The sequence below is a fragment of the Allobosea sp. TAB14 genome (genome assembly GCF_052113865.1).
GTDB lineage: Bacteria > Pseudomonadota > Alphaproteobacteria > Rhizobiales > Beijerinckiaceae > Allobosea > Allobosea spartocytisi.
The window spans coordinates 1-17,456 of the sequence record NZ_JBFRDQ010000020.1; the positions used below are offsets into that span (position 1 = coordinate 1).

At 66.8% G+C, this 17,456-nt stretch carries 18 protein-coding genes; 11 read left to right on the top strand and 7 right to left on the bottom strand.

Going from position 1 to position 17,456, the window contains the following annotated elements:
- Positions 1 to 91: 91 nt before the first annotated feature.
- Positions 92 to 1,000: an aldose epimerase family protein gene (locus AB4Y99_RS04710; RefSeq protein ID WP_441522549.1), complete on the bottom strand. Its 909-nt coding sequence runs from the start codon at positions 998 to 1,000 to the stop codon at positions 92 to 94.
- 129 nt (positions 1,001 to 1,129) lie between these two features.
- Here AB4Y99_RS04710 and AB4Y99_RS04715 point away from each other — a divergent pair, with 129 nt between their 5' ends.
- From AB4Y99_RS04715 to AB4Y99_RS04725, 3 genes are all read left to right on the top strand, one after another.
- Positions 1,130 to 2,026, top strand: coding sequence for a 2-dehydro-3-deoxygalactonokinase (locus AB4Y99_RS04715; protein WP_441522550.1), 897 nt, complete (start codon positions 1,130 to 1,132; stop codon positions 2,024 to 2,026).
- The gene (locus AB4Y99_RS04720; RefSeq protein ID WP_441522551.1) at positions 2,023 to 2,931 is read left to right on the top strand and encodes a ribokinase; all 909 of its coding nucleotides are present in this window, start codon (positions 2,023 to 2,025) and stop codon (positions 2,929 to 2,931) included. Before AB4Y99_RS04715 ends, AB4Y99_RS04720 begins: the two co-directional genes overlap by 4 nt.
- Positions 2,932 to 3,111: 180 nt before the next feature.
- A complete protein-coding gene (locus tag AB4Y99_RS04725) occupies positions 3,112 to 3,633 on the top strand; it encodes a retropepsin-like aspartic protease family protein (RefSeq protein ID WP_142022404.1) in 522 nt (173 codons plus the stop codon).
- On the opposite strand, the gene AB4Y99_RS04730 is transcribed toward AB4Y99_RS04725, so the two are convergent.
- The 6 genes from AB4Y99_RS04730 to AB4Y99_RS04755 form a co-directional block, all read right to left on the bottom strand.
- Positions 3,634 to 4,971: a patatin-like phospholipase family protein gene (locus AB4Y99_RS04730; protein WP_441522552.1), complete on the bottom strand. Its 1,338-nt coding sequence runs from the start codon at positions 4,969 to 4,971 to the stop codon at positions 3,634 to 3,636. It abuts the gene before it with no gap.
- A 301-nt stretch (positions 4,972 to 5,272) separates the two neighbouring features.
- Positions 5,273 to 6,640 (bottom strand): sensor histidine kinase, encoded by a 1,368-nt coding sequence (locus AB4Y99_RS04735; protein WP_441522553.1) that lies wholly within the window; start codon positions 6,638 to 6,640, stop codon positions 5,273 to 5,275.
- Positions 6,637 to 7,311, bottom strand: coding sequence for a response regulator transcription factor (locus AB4Y99_RS04740; RefSeq protein WP_441522554.1), 675 nt, complete (start codon positions 7,309 to 7,311; stop codon positions 6,637 to 6,639). Before AB4Y99_RS04740 ends, AB4Y99_RS04735 begins: the two co-directional genes overlap by 4 nt.
- A 111-nt stretch (positions 7,312 to 7,422) precedes the next feature.
- Positions 7,423 to 8,016 carry a TadE/TadG family type IV pilus assembly protein gene (locus AB4Y99_RS04745; protein ID WP_441522555.1) on the bottom strand — a complete coding sequence of 198 codons (594 nt, stop codon included), beginning with the start codon at positions 8,014 to 8,016 and terminating at the stop codon, positions 7,423 to 7,425.
- Positions 8,013 to 8,555, bottom strand: coding sequence for a TadE/TadG family type IV pilus assembly protein (locus AB4Y99_RS04750; RefSeq protein ID WP_441522556.1), 543 nt, complete (start codon positions 8,553 to 8,555; stop codon positions 8,013 to 8,015). Before AB4Y99_RS04750 ends, AB4Y99_RS04745 begins: the two co-directional genes overlap by 4 nt.
- 202 nt (positions 8,556 to 8,757) lie before the next feature.
- Complete coding sequence (locus AB4Y99_RS04755) at positions 8,758 to 9,234, bottom strand: pilus assembly protein N-terminal domain-containing protein (protein WP_142022410.1); 477 nt, start codon at positions 9,232 to 9,234, stop codon at positions 8,758 to 8,760.
- Between the two features lie 452 nt (positions 9,235 to 9,686).
- Here AB4Y99_RS04755 and AB4Y99_RS04760 point away from each other — a divergent pair, with 452 nt between their 5' ends.
- The 8 genes from AB4Y99_RS04760 (at position 9,687) to AB4Y99_RS04795 (ending at position 17,449) form a co-directional block, all read left to right on the top strand.
- Positions 9,687 to 9,869 carry a Flp family type IVb pilin gene (locus AB4Y99_RS04760; RefSeq protein ID WP_142022411.1) on the top strand — a complete coding sequence of 61 codons (183 nt, stop codon included), beginning with the start codon at positions 9,687 to 9,689 and terminating at the stop codon, positions 9,867 to 9,869.
- 97 nt (positions 9,870 to 9,966) lie between these two features.
- Positions 9,967 to 10,527, top strand: coding sequence for an A24 family peptidase (locus tag AB4Y99_RS04765; protein WP_429068187.1), 561 nt, complete (start codon positions 9,967 to 9,969; stop codon positions 10,525 to 10,527).
- A gap of 124 nt (positions 10,528 to 10,651) precedes the next feature.
- Positions 10,652 to 11,440: a Flp pilus assembly protein CpaB gene (cpaB, locus tag AB4Y99_RS04770; protein WP_441522557.1), complete on the top strand. Its 789-nt coding sequence runs from the start codon at positions 10,652 to 10,654 to the stop codon at positions 11,438 to 11,440.
- Positions 11,437 to 12,888: a type II and III secretion system protein family protein gene (locus AB4Y99_RS04775; protein ID WP_441522558.1), complete on the top strand. Its 1,452-nt coding sequence runs from the start codon at positions 11,437 to 11,439 to the stop codon at positions 12,886 to 12,888. Before cpaB ends, AB4Y99_RS04775 begins: the two co-directional genes overlap by 4 nt.
- A 29-nt stretch (positions 12,889 to 12,917) precedes the next feature.
- Entirely contained in the window at positions 12,918 to 13,661 is a 744-nt protein-coding gene (locus AB4Y99_RS04780; protein ID WP_142022414.1) for a CpaD family pilus assembly protein, read from the top strand.
- Positions 13,658 to 14,926: a CpaE/TadZ family protein gene (locus AB4Y99_RS04785; protein WP_441522559.1), complete on the top strand. Its 1,269-nt coding sequence runs from the start codon at positions 13,658 to 13,660 to the stop codon at positions 14,924 to 14,926. The genes AB4Y99_RS04780 and AB4Y99_RS04785 overlap by 4 nt, the downstream gene beginning before the upstream one ends.
- A gap of 75 nt (positions 14,927 to 15,001) precedes the next feature.
- Positions 15,002 to 16,441, top strand: a complete 1,440-nt coding sequence (locus AB4Y99_RS04790; protein WP_441522560.1) for a CpaF family protein — start codon at positions 15,002 to 15,004, stop codon at positions 16,439 to 16,441.
- A 30-nt stretch (positions 16,442 to 16,471) separates the two neighbouring features.
- The gene (locus AB4Y99_RS04795; RefSeq protein ID WP_441522561.1) at positions 16,472 to 17,449 is read left to right on the top strand and encodes a type II secretion system F family protein; all 978 of its coding nucleotides are present in this window, start codon (positions 16,472 to 16,474) and stop codon (positions 17,447 to 17,449) included.
- The last annotated feature ends 7 nt before the right edge of the window (positions 17,450 to 17,456 follow it).

Here is a 17,456-nt window from a genome sequence, read left to right on the forward strand (position 1 = left end):
GCTGGGAAGCGGCACGCGGCCAGATCATGCTGCGGCCCGCCATCCCCGCCGACGCCTATGGCTATCAGCCCTATTATCCGAGCGGCTACGGTTACGGCTGGCGTTGAGGCGCGAGCGCCTCGGGCGCGATCCTCAACCAGCCCTCCAGCGTCTCGCCCGGTTGAAGCCGCTTCAGCGGCGCAGCAGTGCGGGCCGCCGGCTCGCTCGGCGCGCCGATGGCGTGGCTYTGCGGCTCGACGCAGAGGAAATCCGCGCCCGCCGGGGCCCAGACCACCGGGCAGTTCAGGCTCTCGCTCGCGGTCAGCGTGACCGCGAGGCCGGTCGAGGGCGTCTCGATCCGCGCCGTACCGTCCCAGCCGAGAAAGCTCCAGGCGGTGACCTCGTCGCGGCGAAAGGGTTTTGGCGCGACATAGGGGCCGCCATCATCGAAACTCTGCTGCCCGGTCGCACGGAAGGCTTCGCCGAAGACGAGCACGCCGGCGGCCCGCATGACGAGGCGCGTATCCACGGCGCAGGGAAACCAGGGATGGTGCCCGATTCCGTAAGGGAGTGCCGTGTCCGCCTCGTTCTCTATCGACAGGCGAATGGTCATACCGTCCCGGCCGAGTGAAATCTCCTGCCGGGCCCGGTAACGATAGGGGTCGGGGCCGTCGGTGCGGCGGTGTTCGAGTACGGTATGGCTGCAGTCATACCGCAGCACCTGCCAGTTCGCCTGCCAGCCGAAGCCGTGGATCGTACCGCCGCCTCCCGGATCGTTGGACGGGACGAGGAAACGCCGCTCGCCATCGTCGACCACGCTCCCGAAGGCGCGATTGGCGAAGGGCAGTAACGCCCATGTTCCGCAGAAGATGGGCGAGGCCGTCGAAAGCGGTTCGTCGCCGGACGGCTTCAGCAGAGCGTGCAGGCGCCCGTCCGGCCCCAGCCAGTCGAGACGGGAGACGATGCCGCCCGCCTCCGGAACGATCATGGCCTTAAGGCCGGCGGCTTCGAGCTCGAGCATCGGGATGTCCAGAATCAGGGAATGCGCGATGGAGATTCGCGCCATGGCAGTCGGCATACAAGTCTCGCCGTGGGGCTCTTGACCGGGCCTCGCGCCGCGAGGACATTGCGCTCCCTTCTGGAGCCTGCCATGCCCAAACCACTGATCGCGCTCGACTGGGGCACAACCCGCGCGCGCGCCTTCCTGATCTCCGAAGCCGGTGAGGTCGCGATGCGGCGCATGGCCGATCAGGGCATCCAGTCCGTGCCGGCAGGTGGCTATCCGGCGGCTTTCGAGGCGCTCGCGGGCGATCTCCGGCGCGCCGCGCCCGAGGCGTCGATCGTGCTGGCCGGCATGGTCGGCAGCCGCAATGGCTGGGTCGAGGCGCCCTATGTCGCCTGCCCGGCCTCGCCTGAGGCGATCGCCGCCGCCGGCATCGCCGTGGAACTCACCGCGGGCACCCATGCGACGATCCTGCCGGGGCTGAGCTGCGACGATGGCAGCTTCGACGTGATGCGCGGCGAGGAGACGCTGGTCGTCGGGCTCGGTCTCACGGACGGGCTTGCCTGCCTGCCGGGAACCCATTCGAAATGGGCGGAGGTCAAGGGCGGGCGGATCACGCGTTTCGCCAGCTTCATGACCGGCGAGATCTATGGGCTGCTGCGCAACCAGTCGATCCTCGCGCGGCTTGCCGAGGAGCCCGCCGGTGACGACGCCAACAACGGAGCCGCACGCGGCTTTGCCGCGGCGAAGCGGCCCGCCGGCCTGCTCAACGCCGCCTTCGGCGCCCGGACCGAGGTGCTCGCCGGCCGGATGAAGGGCGGCGAGGTCGGGCCTTTCCTCTCCTCGCTGCTGGTGGCGCAGGAGATCGCCGGGGCGCAGGCGCTGTTCGGCCGGACGGGTCGCATCCAGCTCGTCGCCGACGGCGTCATGGCGGAGAGCTATGGCGCCGGGCTCGCGGCGGCGGGCATCGCGGCCGTCGTCACGGCGCCGGAAGCCGCCTTCGTCGCCGGCGTGCGGCGCCTCGCAGCGGGCCTCACCCGATGATCCTCGTCTTCGGTTCGATCAATATCGATCTGGTCACGCCGGTCGAGCGCCTGCCCGGCGCCGGCGAGACGGTGCTCGGGCCGGATTACGCGGTCCACCCCGGCGGCAAGGGCGCCAACCAGGCGCTGGCAGCACGGCGKGCCGGCGCCGCCGTCACCATGGTCGGAGCGACCGGCCGGGACGGCTTCGGCGAAACGGCCCTGTCGCTGCTGGCCGCCGACGGCGTCGACCTCGCTTATGTCGCGCAGGTCGATGCGCCGACCGGCGCGGCCTTCATCGCCATCGACAGCGAGGGCGCCAATCAGATCATCGTCGCCGCCGGCGCCAATGCGCAGGCCAGCCCCGACGCCCTGAAGCAGTTAACTCTGGGCTCCGAGGACATCCTGCTGCTGCAGCGGGAGGTGCCGGAGGATGGCTGCCTCGAGGCCGCGCGGCTGATGAAGCACGCGGGTGGCCGCGTCATCCTCAACCTCGCGCCGGCCGGGGCTCCCGCGCCGGCGCTGCTCGACCTCGTCGACATCCTGATCGTCAACGAGCATGAAGCGCTCGTCCTCGCGCAGTCCCTCGGCTGGCCCGAACGCGACCCCGACGCCATCGCCCAGCGCCTCGATGCCGAACGCGGCATCATCGGCATCGCCACATTGGGCGCTGCCGGCGTCGTCGGCTGGCAAAGCGGAGTGCGGCGGCGCCTCGAAGCGCCCCGCGTCACAGTCGTCGACACGGTCGCCGCGGGGGACAGCTTCACCGGCGCCTTCGCCGCCGCGCTGGCGGCCGGCTATGGGCTCTCGGGCGCGCTGCAGCGCGGGCTGGTGGCCGGGTCGCTCGCCTGCACGCGGGCCGGCGCACAGCCGAGCATCCCGCGCGCCGAGGAGATCGCCACGCTCGTCGGGCAGTCCTTTCTATGAATGCGGTAAGCCCGGGTTAAGCCTGACGGCGACAAAGGCGCGCTCCATTCGCGATTTCCGCCGATTTCGCGGCTCGCCGTTCACGCTTCGTCAGGCTTGACGGCGTGATGCTCCGCCCCGAGCAGTGCCGCCGCCCCATGTCGCGGGAGGCCCTGCTTGCGAGAAGCGGAGCGAGGAGCCGTGGCGAATCCGTCGAGCTGGGCTTTGGGCGTGGCAGCGACCGCCATCGGCGTCGCGCTATCCTATACGCAATGGCTCGCCCCCAAGGTTGAGGCCGAGCCCATGGCGACAGCCGCGTCGACGACCTCCCGGGCGCCGGCACCGCGCGGACCGACGACGCTCGCCGTCGCCGCCGATTATCGCGGCCACTACATCGTCCATCCGACGATCGACAACTACCGGGTCAAGATGATGGTCGATACGGGGGCCAGCATCGTCGCGCTCACGGCCGACGATGCCCGGGCGCTCGGGATCAAGCCCGACAGGCAGGGCCGGCGCATGATGCTGAACACCGCCAATGGCGCGGTGGCCGCGACCAGCACCATGCTGCGGGAAATCCGGCTCGGCGAGATCATCGTCCGCAATGTCGAGGCGGTGGTGATGCCGCCCGGAGCGCTCTCGATGAGCCTGCTCGGGAACTCCTTCCTCGGCAAGCTGCAAGGCTATGAGGTCCAGACCGGGCGGATGGTGCTGCGCGGCTGATTATCTCGCCGCGACGGTTCGCAAGGCGCCCCGCGCGCCGAAGAGGCGGCGGTAATCGGCATTCGCCAAAAGCTGCCGGCGGCCGAGCCCGGACAGGAAATCGACCTCGTCCGCTTTCAGCGACAGCTTGTAGCTGAGTTGAAGGATACGGGCTTTCTCCGCCGCGTCCCGCACATCCGCCAGCGACAGCCGCACCACCGTGACATCCAGCCTGTCGCAATCCCGCTCCGCGTCCTTGCCGCCGCAACGCCACCGTATCAATCGCTCGCRCCAAAGCCCGGCTTCGTGCTCGAGCATGTCGAGACCGGTACGGCTCCCCGTGTCGATCATCGCATCGATCGAAGCGGTGATCGTGTCCACAGCGCCGGGCCCTTCCACAGTCTTCGAGAGGTCGCCGCCGATGCGTAGCGACGCGTCGGCGACAATGAGGATGACGCGCCGGAGGTGGCGGGCCGCGCCGGCACGCAAAGGGGCCGGAGTGGGCCGGTTCATGGCCCTGACGAGGTTGTGGACCGCGAGATTGTCGACCAGGCCGCCATCGAGCAGCTTGAGATAACGCAAATCCGCTTCGGTTTCGTAGCGCTTCTGCGATTCCTCGACATGGCGGGCGAGCGTCGACCTTCCGGGCGTCGCTGCTTTTCGGGCCGAAAGCGGACAGTCCGGACTGAAATTTTCCAGAACGACCGGCGCGAACAGGACCGGCACCGCGGAGGAGGCGGCGACGGCATGGGCCAGCGGAAAGCTGTCATAGTCGCTGCAGATCGCCCGGAAGCTTGCGCGATCGAACGCGAAAGGCGCGCGGTTGTAGAGATCGGTCGCGTGCAGCAGGAGGAGGGGGCCCTTGCCACGGTCGAGGCTCCCCAAGGTCGCGCCGTGATAGAGGTGCGCGTCGAGCCAGGCCCCGAAGCCGGTCAGATCGTTGACGCCGCCGCGATAGCCGCGCAGCAGATTGACCGGTGTGATCGCCGTCCGCAGGGCCGCCTCGGGATCCTGGTCGAGATAGTCCCGCCTGAAGGCGCCGAGCCCCGCCGGGCCGTACAAGGCGAAATGAGCGGCGAGGATGCCGCCGCCGGAAACGCCGGCCACCGCCGCGACCTGATCCGCCAGCGTCAGCGCCGTTCCGTCGCGCGCGGGCTGCTCCGCCAGGGCCGACAGCACGCCATAGCCGAAGGCGGCCGAACGCGCTCCGCCCCCGGAGAAAGCCAGAATGATCGCGGTCGATCCCGTCTCGTCCGGGAAAGAGGACGTGTGGAGCGACGCCGTCGTTTCCGCCAGTGGCAGATTGGAGGGCTGGTTCGACGGGCTCGCGCAGGCACAGAGGCCGAGCGCGAGCATCATCGTCGTGACGCGAGCGCATTTTCGAGCAAAGCGGGCCCCGGCTTGCTCGACGAACATGCGATGGAACAGGGCGAGGGAGCGTTCCCGCGTTTCGGAAACATGCGGAATGTCTCCGGAGGCGAGAGGGCATTGCTTTCGCGTGTTGTCGGCGCCCGGTCGCCTGAGCGATCTTGAAACCATGTCGCGTGCCATCTCCGCCGCGACAGGTCCTCATCGTCGGGATTGCGCGGGCGATCCGGCATCGCCTGCGTCGATTATCCCAGCATTATCCACGTCGGCCCGGCAGCGCGGCACATGGTCGTCAGCAAGCAGGTCGGGGCAGGCTCAGGCGAAAGCAGGCCCCGAGCGGGCGATCCAGCACAGCCACGGACCCGCCATGGRGCCGGGCGATTTCCTGCACCAGATGCAGGCCGAGGCCAGCGCCGCGATCCCGCGGCGCCATGCGCGAGAACGGCTCGAAGATGCGCTCCCGCTCTTCGGCAGGGATACCCGGTCCCTCATCGGTGACATCGACCGTGCGTTCATGGCCGACGCGGATGGTGATCGTCCCGCGTCGCCCGCCATGCTGGATGGCGTTCTGCACCAGATTGGCCAGAGCCCGCTCGAGCGCGGCCCTGTCGCCAAAGACGCTAACCTGTTCGGCCTCCGACTCGAAGGCCAGTTCGTAGCCTCCGGCGATGGCGAGGGGCGCGAGATCGACTGCGACGCGCCGGCTCAGCGCGACGAGATCGAGCGCGGCGAAGACCTCCCGATCCCGCTCCAGCCGCTGCAGATCAAGCAATTGCTCGGCCATGACGGCAAGCCGCGCGACATCCTCCAACAGCCGCACACGCTGCGGCGTGTCCTCGAGCGTTTCCAACCGCGTCTGCAGGATCGCGATGGGCGTTCGCAATTCGTGAGCCGCGTCGGCGAGGAAGCGCTTGCGCCGGGCATGGCCCTCGTCGAGCCGTTGCAAGGCGCGATTGACCGCGTCGACCAGCGGCGTCACCTCGCTCGGGGTGAAGGTGGCGGTGAGCCGCGCGCCCTGACGGTCGAGGTCGATCTGCTCCGCTTCCCCGGCGACGGCTTCGAGCCCCCCGAGCGCGCGGCTGACAACCGCCGGCGTCCCCACGACGGTGGCGAGCGCCATGACCGCAAGCGCCGGCAGGACGAAGCTCGCGAAGACGATCAGGACGGCCTGTATCAGCCAGCCCAGCGGCGCTTCGGCCCCGGGCCCGGTCACGACCTGAATCTCGCCCGCAGCACTCGTGATCCAGCGCATCTGGGCGTTGGCTCGCGGCGGATCCCCCAGGTTCCAGCCCAGACGTGCATTGCCGACATCGTCCAGGCCATTGCCCATGCGCGCGAAATGAGGCGGCGGCGCGCCCTCGGTCAGCTTATGTCCCTGCCTATCGCGCACGATGAACCAGAGGTCGGGCACGGTGGAGCGCAACCGCTCGAGCTCCGGCGTCGCCTGCAATGCGAGACCACCATCGGCACTGCGCACGACCGCGGTCTTCAACGCATCGATGGTGACATCCTCGGATTCGAAATTGAACAGATGACCGCCGAAATAGAGCGCCCCGACGATCAGCAGCACGAGAAGCGACAAAAGCGCCGCCTGGAGGGCGAGCAGGCGCCGGACAAGCCGCCATTTCAAGGAATATGAAGGAGGGACGGGCCGGATCATGCCGCCCGTTTCAGCAGATATCCGATGCCGCGAATGCCGTGGATTTCCAGCTTCGCCCCGGCCTTCGCCAATTTGTGCCGGAGACGCGAGACATGCATGTCGAGGGCATTCGACTGAATCTCGTCATCGAAGCCATAGACGGCCTCTTCCAGGGCGGAGCGCTGGACGGTTCGTCCATGCCGGCGCAACAGCACCTCGAGCACCAGCAATTCGCGACGCGGCAGCTCGAGCACGCGCCCCTCGACGGTGGCGCAGCGATGGCGCCAATCGAATTCGAGGCCGCCGATGCGCAGGATGTCCGGCGCCAGATCGTGAGGCCGGCGCAGCACGGCACGCAGCCGCGCCAGGAGCTCTTCGACCGCGAAGGGCTTGGCCAGATAATCATCCGCCCCGACGTCGAGGCCCCTGATCCGCTCGCCGAGCTCGCCACGCGCGGTGAGGACGATGACGGGTGCCGTCGATTTTCGGGCACGCAGGCTGGCCAGCAGCGTCAGGCCGTCGCCATCGGGCAGGTTGCGATCGAGCAGCACCGCGCTGTGGACGCTCGTCGCGATCGCCTCCTCGCCTTCGGCCAAGGTCGATGCATGGTCCACCACCATGCCGTTCTGGCCGAGGGCAGCCCGCAGCGCCGCCGCCATCTCGGGCTCGTCCTCGACAAGGAGAATACGCATCGGTGCGGCCCGGTTGCTACGTTGCGACGCAGCGGTCGCATGTCCGGCCCAGGCCGTAAAGTGCCCGAGACGCCCTAGCCCTCACTGGCCTCCGGCGTCGCGATGCGATCCTCAGAAGATCGGGCAGGGGGGCGTCCCGGTCTGGACGACCTGCTCGATGCTGGCTGAGCCGACCGCCTGGCCCGAGCGCGGGCGCGTATAGATCGGATCACCGCCAAGCGTGAAGGTGCGGGTCAGGACATAGCCGACCATCGGCGTGTATGTGTAGCTCGCCCGCGCCATAATCACCGAGGTGCTGGGCACGCGAATACTGTCCGGCAACGTTACCGTCGTTCCGCGCGCCAGCGCCTGGCCATTGCGCTGATTGCTCCAGCAGACCTTGGCGATGCCGCCTGCATCGATGACGACGCTGGAGATGACCATGCTTATGTTCGCGGAGTCGAACGGCATCAGCACGGCCTGAGCCGCATTGAAGATATTCTCGATCTCGTCGGGAGGGAGCGGTGAGCGCCGCGCGCTCAGGTCGGCCAGGGCCAGGGTCAACTGCGTCACCTTGCGATTGGCCATCACCATCTGCGCGACATCGACAGTTCCGCAATAGACGACCAGCATCACCGGCAACGCCAGGGCGAACTCGGCCAGCGCGAAGCCTTCCGTATCGCACCGAAAGCGGTGCCAGCTCCGCGCTTTCGAAGATGTCGTCACGTGAAAGGCTCCGCCCGGAAGGTCGTCGTCGCCACCAGTGCACGGTGACCCGCGCCAATATTGGCCAGCGACGTCGAAGGCCAAGCTGTCAGGAACAGGCGATAATCGAGCACCGCACGGGCCACGACGATCTGGTCGGGCTGCGGCTGATTATAGGAAAAGCCGTTGGTGTTCAGCACGCCACCAGCGGCGGGGTTGGTCGTGCCGTTCCTAGCGTCAGTGAAGTTCGTGTAAATCTTGATGTCGACGAACAGCTTGGAGCAGTCGATCAACCCCATCGGCGCTAGGGCGCAGATGTCGTTGCGGAAGGCCTGGGCGTTCAGGGCCGGATTCGTCGAGGTATAGCGATTCTTCGACTGTCCAGTGAGCAGGAGACGCGAAGCCTGGGAGAGCGATTCCTCAAGTACCTGGTTCGTCCAGAACATCAGCGCCGTCTCGATGATCGCGAAGAGGAAGGCGAAGAATGGCAGCGCGACGATGCCGAACTCGATGGCGGCAGCACCGTCCTGCGCGCGCCGGAACCTCCCCATCAGCCGCATCCTGCCGCGACCGCGAGATCCATCGTCATCGGCATCAAGAGGAAGAGACGTCATCCGATCCGCAACTCGCTGCTACTCTCGAGCCCTCGCCCGATGCGGATGTGTTACAGCCAAAGAATTTCGGATCGGTTAGAGTCTGATGAGCTTCCTCGAAAGCAGCRGGAAGACTTCGTTTACCAAAGGCGGACGGCCCGCCGGCCGCTCATTGCGCAGGCGCGCCGCTGCGACCCGTGGCGAGCGCGTTGCGGCTCGACGTCTGCGCCCCGGCCTCGCCGAAATATTTCGGCGCATCGCCGAGCTGCACCGATGGCTGGCACTCCGGCGTGCAGGAATAGCTCTCGCGATCCATGCCACGCTGGACGGTCAGTACGGAATCGGAAGCCGCGCTCACGCGCACGAGCGATTCCGCGAGAAGGGAGCCGCCGGCATCGAGCGCGATGAGATTCGTGACCCCGAAGCTCTTGCCGGTCACGACCATCACCCCGTTGCGCTGAACGGCGACATCGGCAATCGCCGGATTTCCGACGATGACGGTCTGCGCCCTTTCCGGCAGGCGGACGACCTTGGCATGGTCGACCAGCACCACGACGCTTTCCAATGTCACGGATTGCGGCGCCGCGAGCACGGCCTGGGCCGACAGAAACGGCACAAGCAGCAGGCCTGCGAGGGTCCGGCACATGCGGGAACAATGTCCTGCCGAGCTCCGGAAAGTGAACATGGGCGGCGCCTCGAAGTTTGCGACCCGGCCAGCAAAGCGCAAAATGATGAACCAAACCCTAAACCCCGCTGGCGCAAGGTTCTCAGGGGAGGCCGCCGAGATTGACCAAGGGGAAAAAATCGCGAGAGGCTTTTCGTTACGGGAAATTCCCGGGATTCAATTCCGATTTTGAAAATGCTTAAATTGGATATTTACCGAAATCGATTTCGACTTACTTGTATAAAATCTCCAACGCCAAGTATCAAATCTTGTAAATCACGCGTTAACCACGGAACAATTGCCTTTTATTCGAACCGAATTCTTCGTTTCGTTTAACCGTTCGGCAAGGCGCTCCCGCTAACGTCGTTCCTGTCGCTGACCGAAGCCAGCTAGAGCGAAGGCAGCCGTCAAACCGTGGTAAGAGGAGTTCTCACATGACCAATGTTTTCGCTCGCTTCGTCAAGGACGAGTCCGGCGCCACCGCCATCGAATACGGCCTGATCGCCGCCCTGATCGCCGTCGCCGCCATCACCGCGATGACCCAGATCGGCACCGACCTGTCGGGCCTGTTCAACCGGATTGCCGCCCGGCTCGCCTCCGCCGCGCCGGCCTCCTGATCGCCCGAACTGTTCTTAGAGACTTATTGGGACGCCCTGGCCAAGCCGGGGCGTTCGACTTTCAGGTTGCAGTTTTCGCTATTACCGTAAGGCTTGGGTGAAAACTCTCGACCATACTGGCAAGGAATGTCCGGAGTTTCGCCGTATGTCGCCGTCACTCGTACTCGTCCTCGGCCTTTTCCCGCTCGCCATGGCCTATGCGGCGGCGAGCGACCTCGTCGCAATGACGATCTCCAATCGACTCTGCCTCGCCCTAATCGCCGGCTTCGCGATCTGCGCAGCCGTGCTCGGGCTGAGCGTCGTGGAGATAGCCTGGCACCTTGCTGCAGGAGCGCTCGTCCTGGCTGTCACCTTCGGCCTCTTCGCGGCGGGCTGGATCGGGGGCGGCGACGCCAAGCTTGCGGCGGCTACGGCACTCTGGTTCGGCTTCGACCAGTTGGGCTCCTATTTTGCGATCGCCGGCATCCTCGGCGGAATTCTGACTATACTTCTTCTTAGGCTGCGTTCCCAGCCGCTGCCGGCACTGGCAGAGAAATGGCGTTGGGCGCGACGGTTGCATGCAGCAAATGAAGGGGTTCCCTATGGGATAGCGCTGGCTTTCGCCGCCCTTTTGGTGCTGCCCGAGACGGCGATCTGGCGAGCCGCAATCGGCCTGTGACGGCGGCCTGCTGCCGTAGCGGCAGCAAATTCCAAACGTATACGTCCCATTAACTATAAATTGACGTTTCCCGAAGACGATCCCGGTCAAGGGCCAGCTTCGATTGGCCGAGGATCAAACGTCAATGAGCCCCGCCCGCATCATCATTCTCGTCGTCGCGCTGGCCGCCGGCCTGTGCGCCGCGCTCCTCGTCCAAAAGCCCTCGCAAGCGCCTGCTCCCATCGCCAAGGTCGAACCGGCGCCGACCGTGCCCGTGCTGGTGGCCGCAGCGGACATCCCGATCGGCAACACCGTCTCCCAGAACGATCTGCGCTGGCTCGACTGGCCGCTCGCCAGCGTGCCGGCCGGCGTCATTCGCAAGGACGAGACTCCGGAAGCCGAGAAGGAGATCATCGGGCAGCTCGCGCGCTATGCCGTCCTCGCCGCCGAACCGATCCGTCGCGAGAAGCTCATCAGGACCGACGGAACCGGCTTCCTTTCAGCCGTCCTCCCCACGGGCATGCGCGCGATCGCGATCTCGACCGACAGCCGCGGCGCCAGCACGGCCGGCGGCTTCATCCTGCCGAACGACCGTGTCGACGTGATCTGCACCTGGAAGGGTGAATCGGCCAACGGGCGCGGCGCCGAGGCATTCGTCAGCGAAACCCTGCTGCGGAACATCCGCGTCCTTGCCATCGGCCAGAACGTGCAGGAACGCAACGGCGAGAAGGTGGTCGTCGGCGAAACCGCCACCCTCGAGGTCGACCCCGGCCAGGTCGAGACCCTGATCCAAGGCCAGAAAACCGGAACGCTCTCACTGGCCCTGCGCAGCCTGAAGGACGCCGGCGACAACGCTTCGCAGCCTGCCCGCAACAACGACAATGCGATGACCCTGGTGCGCTACGGCATCACCACCAAGAGCGTGAAGCCATGATCCGACCGCCCACCCGCCTAACCTCCGCCAGCCTCGCCGCCGCGCTCCTGCTGTCGGCTTCGCATGCCTTCGCGCAGGCGACCGGGCCGGCGCCCGTCCTGAATGTCGGCACCAGCGAATACGCGCTCTCGCGCAAGCTCGACCTCTCGATCGGCCGATCGCTCGTCGTGGAACTGCCGCGGGACGCCAAGGAGGTCTTCGTCGCCAACCCGAAGGTCGCCAACGCCGTGGTCCGGACGGCGCGCAAGCTCTTCGTCATCGGCATCGCCGACGGAGCAACCTCTATGTTCGTGATGGACAGCGAAGGGCGCCAGATCACCGCGCTCGAGATCAATGTCGGGCGCGACCTGAACGTCCTGCGCCAGACGCTGCGCACCGCCCTGCCGAACTCGCAGATCGAGATCAAGCCGGCCGGCGACTCGATCCTGCTGGTCGGCACGGTGCCCAACGCTTCCGAGGCGACCCAGGCCGTCGACATCGCCAACGCCTTCGTCGGTGTCTCCGACAAGTCGGACAAGAAAGGCTCGGTGATCAACTCGCTGACGATCCGGGATCGCGACCAGGTCATGGTCAAGGTCGTGGTGTCCGAGGTACAGCGCAAGGCGATCAAGCAGCTCGGCATCAACTCCACCGGCGAATGGAAGCTGGGCAAGTTCTCGGTCACGCCCTCGATCGACAATCCACTGCCGCTCCAGCCGCAGGCTCTCTCCGCCACGGCGATCACGGCCGGCCTCGGCAACGCCCAGRACTTCACGCTGCGCGCGCTGGAGCGCGCCGGCATGGCGCGCGTCCTCGCCGAACCGACGGTCACCGCGATTTCGGGGGAGACGGCGAAGTTCACCGCCGGCGGCGAGGTTCCGGTCCCGAAGGGCCAGAACTGCTCCTACGACACCTTCAATCGGCGCAGCTGCCAGATTCAGATCGAGTACAAGCCTGTCGGCGTCACGCTCAATTTCACGCCGATCGTCCTGTCCGACAACAAGATCAGCATGCGCATCGCCACGGAGGTCACCGAGCTCGACTTCGAGAACCAGCTGCGGTTGGGCGGCTCCGACGATGCGGGCCTCAATATGCCGGCCTTCCGCGTCCGCAAATCCGATACGACCGTCGAGCTCCCCTCCGGCGGCACGCTGGCCACGGCCGGCCTGATCCAGCGCGTCACGAAGCAGTCGCTGAACGGCCTGCCCGGCCTGATGAACCTGCCGGTCATCGGCACGCTGTTCCGCTCGCGCGATTACCAGCGCGAGGAGACCGAGCTGATGATCACGGCGACGCCCTACATCGCCAAGCCGATGCAGCCGAACCAGGTCCAGCGCCCCGATGACGGCTTCGTCGAATCCCACGACGCCCAGGCGATCCTGCTCGGCCGTCTCAACAAGATCTATGGCAGCGGCGGCGGCGCGGTTCCCCAGGCCTATCGGGGCCGGGTGGGCTTCATCGCCGACTGAGCGCGTCACAAGAAGTGGATGGCCTGACGATGACCGCACCCTCCCGATCCGGCTCCCCGTCCTCCGCGCGGATGGTCGCCGCTCTTCTCGTCACCGGTGCACTGGCTGCCGGATGCGCCGGCAAGGCCGAGACGACCGCCTCGCTCGCCCCCATCGACGTGCGCGAAAGACATCCCATCGTGCTGAAGGACGCTCCCCGCTCCCTCGACGTCTTCGTCGGCCGTTCGGGCGCTGCGCTCGACCACCGCCAGAGCGAGGACGTCGCCGATTTCGCCCGCGAATATCGCCGCTCCGGACGGGGCGGAATGGTCGCCGAGGTTCCGACGGGCGATCGGCGCGACCTCGCGGCCCGCGACACGCTGGGCGGCATCCGCGCGGCGCTGGCGCGCGGCGGCGTCTCGCCCGGTGCGCTCTCCGTGCGGACCTATCCGGTCCGGGATCCCGGCCTGGCCTCGCCGATCCGGCTGACCTTCGCCTCGCTGCAGGCGACGCTGCCGCATGAATGCGGGCAATGGCCGACCGATCTCGGCAGCTCGGACTTCAAGTTCTCCGCCTCCAACGAGCCCTACTGGAACTTCGGCTGCTCGACGCAGGCGACGCTCGCCGCGCAGGTCGCGGATCCGATTGATCTCGTGCGCTCTCGCAACGAGGGCCGGCCCGACATCGTCAAGCGCATGGGCGCCATCGCCAAGATCCGCGAAGGCAAGGATCCGTCGACGGAGTACCGGTCGACGACGCCGCAGATCAACTCCGCGGTCGGAGGCGGGACATGACGTTTCCCGAATCGGGCGAAATCCAGCCGGGCGTGCCCGGCGGCGAGGAGATCGTGGCGCCGCTGCCGCGCATCACACTTCAGGCCTTCTGCGAAACGCCGGCGGTGGCCGCCGCCATGCAGGGGGTCGTGGCGGACCGGCGCATGGACAAGGCCCATGCCCGCATCCAGATGGGCGGCCCCGCTGCGGCGGTGGAAGCCTTCCGCGCCGCGCCCACGCCCAATGTCATCGTGCTCGAAACCGTCTCCGATCCGGCGACGCTGGTCACCAATCTCGACGCGCTGTCGGAGAGCTGCGATGCCGGCACCAAGGTCGTCGTCATCGGCCATGTCAACGACGTCCAGCTCTATCGCGACCTGATCCGTCGCGGCGTCAGCGAGTATCTCATCGCGCCGCTCGAAACGCTCGACGTGCTGCGCACCCTGTCGGAGCTCTATATCGCGCCGGAGGCCCGCCATCTCGGGCGCGTCATCGCCGTGACCGGCGCCAAGGGCGGCGTCGGCGCTTCGACGGTCGCCCACAACATCTCCTGGGCGATCGCACGCAGCCTCGACGCCTCGACCGTCATCGTCGATCTCGACATCGCCTTCGGGACGGCCGGCCTCAACTTCAACCAGGATCCGCCGCAAGGTATCGCCGAGGCGGTCTTCGCTCCCGAGCGCCTCGACGCCAATATGCTCGACCGGCTGCTCTCGCGCTGCAGCGACAACCTCGCGCTGCTCGCGGCGCCGGCGATGCTCGACCGGACCGTCGATCTCGGCGAGGATGCGCTCGAGCAACTGCTCGACCTGCTGCGTACGAGCGTGCCCTACATCGTGCTCGACGTTCCGCATCAATGGGGCGCCTGGGTGAAGCGCACCTTGCTGGGCGCGGACGAAATCGTGATCGTGGCGGAGCCGGAGCTCGCCTCGCTGCGCAATGCCAAGAACTTCATCGACCTCGCCCGCGCCGCGCGCCCCAACGACACCGGCGCCAGGCTGGTGCTCAACCAGGTCGGGATGCCGAAGCGGCCGGAGATCGCCGCCGCCGAATTCGCCAAGACCCTCGGCGTCGAGGTGCTGTCGGCGATTCCCTTCGATGCCCAGCTCTTCGGAACGGCCGCGAACAACGGCCAGATGATCGCGGAGGTGCAGGCCGGCAGCAAGGCGAACGAGGCCTTTACCCAGATCGCCAGCGCGCTCACCGGGCGTGGAGAGGCAAGGCGCGGCAGGCGCAGCCTGCTCGAGCCGCTGGTCTCCAAGCTGAAGCGCCGCAAAGCCTCATGACACGCCGCGGCCTCCCAGATTTCGACTTCATCGCGGCGCCGGGCGCCGTAAGCGCCTGCGCCGGAGACGATTGAGATGTTCGGCAAGCGATCCGCAGGCGCTGCGACCGCGCCGGTCCTGGCCCCGAGAGCTCCTGCCGCCGCCACGGCGCCACGCAAGCCCGAGCCGATCGCGGCCATGTCGGAGGACCGCAAGGTCGCGGCCCAGGAGACGCCGCGCTCCGAAGAATACTACCAGATGAAGAGCATGATCTTCGGGGCGCTGATCGAGGCCATCGATCTGTCGCAGCTCGCGAAGCTCGATGCCGAATCGGCGCGGGAGGAAATCCGCGACATCATCAACGAGATCATCTCGCTGAAGAACGTCGTGCTCTCGATCGCCGAGCAGGAGGAACTGCTCGACGACATCTGCAACGACGTGCTCGGCTACGGCCCTCTGGAGCCGCTGCTGGCGCGCGACGACATCGCCGACATCATGGTCAACGGCGCATCCCGCACCTTCATCGAGACCGGCGGCAAGATCCAGCTCACCAACATCCGCTTCCGCGACAACGCGCAATTGATGAACATCTGCCAGCGCATCGTCAGCCAGGTCGGCCGGCGCGTCGACGAGAGCTCGCCGATCTGCGACGCGCGCCTCGCCGACGGCTCCCGCGTCAACGTCATCGCGCCACCCCTGGCCATCGACGGGCCCGCGCTCACCATCCGCAAGTTCAAGAAGGACAAGCTGACGCTCGACCAGATCACCAAGTTCGGCGCGATCTCGCCGCCGGGCGCGGAGATCCTGAAGATCATGGGCAAGGTCCGCTGCAACATCGTCATCTCCGGCGGCACCGGCTCCGGCAAGACGACGCTGCTGAACTGCCTGACCAACTATATCGAGCATGACGAGCGCGTCATCACCTGCGAGGACGCCGCCGAGCTTCAGCTCCAGCAGCCCCATGTCGTGCGCCTCGAGACCCGCCCGCCCAATCTCGAAGGCACCGGCGCGGTAACGATGCGCGATCTTGTGAAGAACTGCCTGCGCATGCGCCCCGAGCGTATCATCGTCGGCGAGGTGCGCGGGCCTGAGGCCTTCGACCTGCTGCAGGCAATGAACACCGGCCATGACGGCTCGATGGGAACGCTGCATGCCAACACGCCGCGCGAGTGCCTGAGCCGTATCGAATCGATGATCACCATGGGCGGCTTCTCGCTGCCCTCGAAGACCTTGCGCGAGATGATCTGCTCCTCGGTCGACGTGATCATCCAGGCCCAGCGCATGCGCGACGGCTCGCGCCGCATCACCCACATCACTGAGGTGATGGGCATGGAAGGCGAGGTCATCATCACCCAGGACCTGATGACCTACGAGATTCTCGGCGAGGACACCGCCGGAAAGCTGATCGGGCGCCACCGCTCGACCGGCGTCGGGCGGCCCCGCTTCTGGGAGCGCGCCCGCTATTTCGGGGAAGAGCAGCGCCTGGCCGCCGCCCTCGACCAGCTCGAACAGATGGGCGAGGGCCATGTCGCCTGATCGCAGCAGCCCCGGCAGGATGGGCAGGCCATGAACACGAGCGTCCTCGCCGTCGCCGCTCTGGCCATGCTCGCGGTCGGCGGCGTGTTCTACGCGCTGTTCTACCCGATGCTCAGCGGCGAGAAGCGCGCCGAGAAGCGACGCAAGGAGTTCGCGACCCCGGTCACCGCGCGCGGCATGGACCGGGAGACCCAGGCGCGGATGAAGCGCGGCCAGATCGCGCAGAGCCTGAAAGAGATCGAGAACCGGGAAAACGCTCGCAACAAGGTCACGCTCGAAACCCGCATCGCCCAGGCCGGCCTGAACTGGTCGCGACAGAAATTCTATATCATCAGCGCTGTCACGGCGGTGGTCCTGGGCCTGCTGCTCTTCATGATGAGCGGCAATCCGCTTCTCGGCGCGGTGGGCCTCTTCATCGGCGGCTTCGGCTTACCAGTCTGGTTCCTCAAGCGCTGCAAGACCCGGCGGCTCAAGAAGTTCGGGATCGAGTTCCCCAATGCCATCGACGTGATCGTGCGCGGCATCAAGGCCGGGTTGCCGGTCAATGACTGCCTGCGCATCATCGCCAGCGAGGCGGCCGAGCCGGTGCGCGGCGAGTTCCGCCAGATCATCGAGGCGCAGGCGCTCGGCCTGCCGCTCTCGGAAGCGACGGTGAAACTGTTCGAGCGGATGCCCTGCGCCGAGGCGAATTTCTTCGGCATCGTCATCGCGATCCAGCAGAAGACGGGCGGCAACCTGTCCGAGACCCTCGGCAACCTCTCGCGCGTGCTGCGCGAGCGCCGCAAGATGCGCGACAAGATTCACGCGGTGTCGATGGAGGCCAAGGCATCGGCGGCGATCATCGGGTCGCTGCCACCGGTGGTCGCTGGGCTCGTCTACCTGACGACACCGAAATACATCGAGTTGCTCTGGCTGACCCAGGCCGGCAAATTCGCGCTGGTCGCCAGCGGCATCTGGATGCTCATCGGCGTGCTGGTGATGCGCAAGATGATCAATTTCGACATCTGAGGCGATG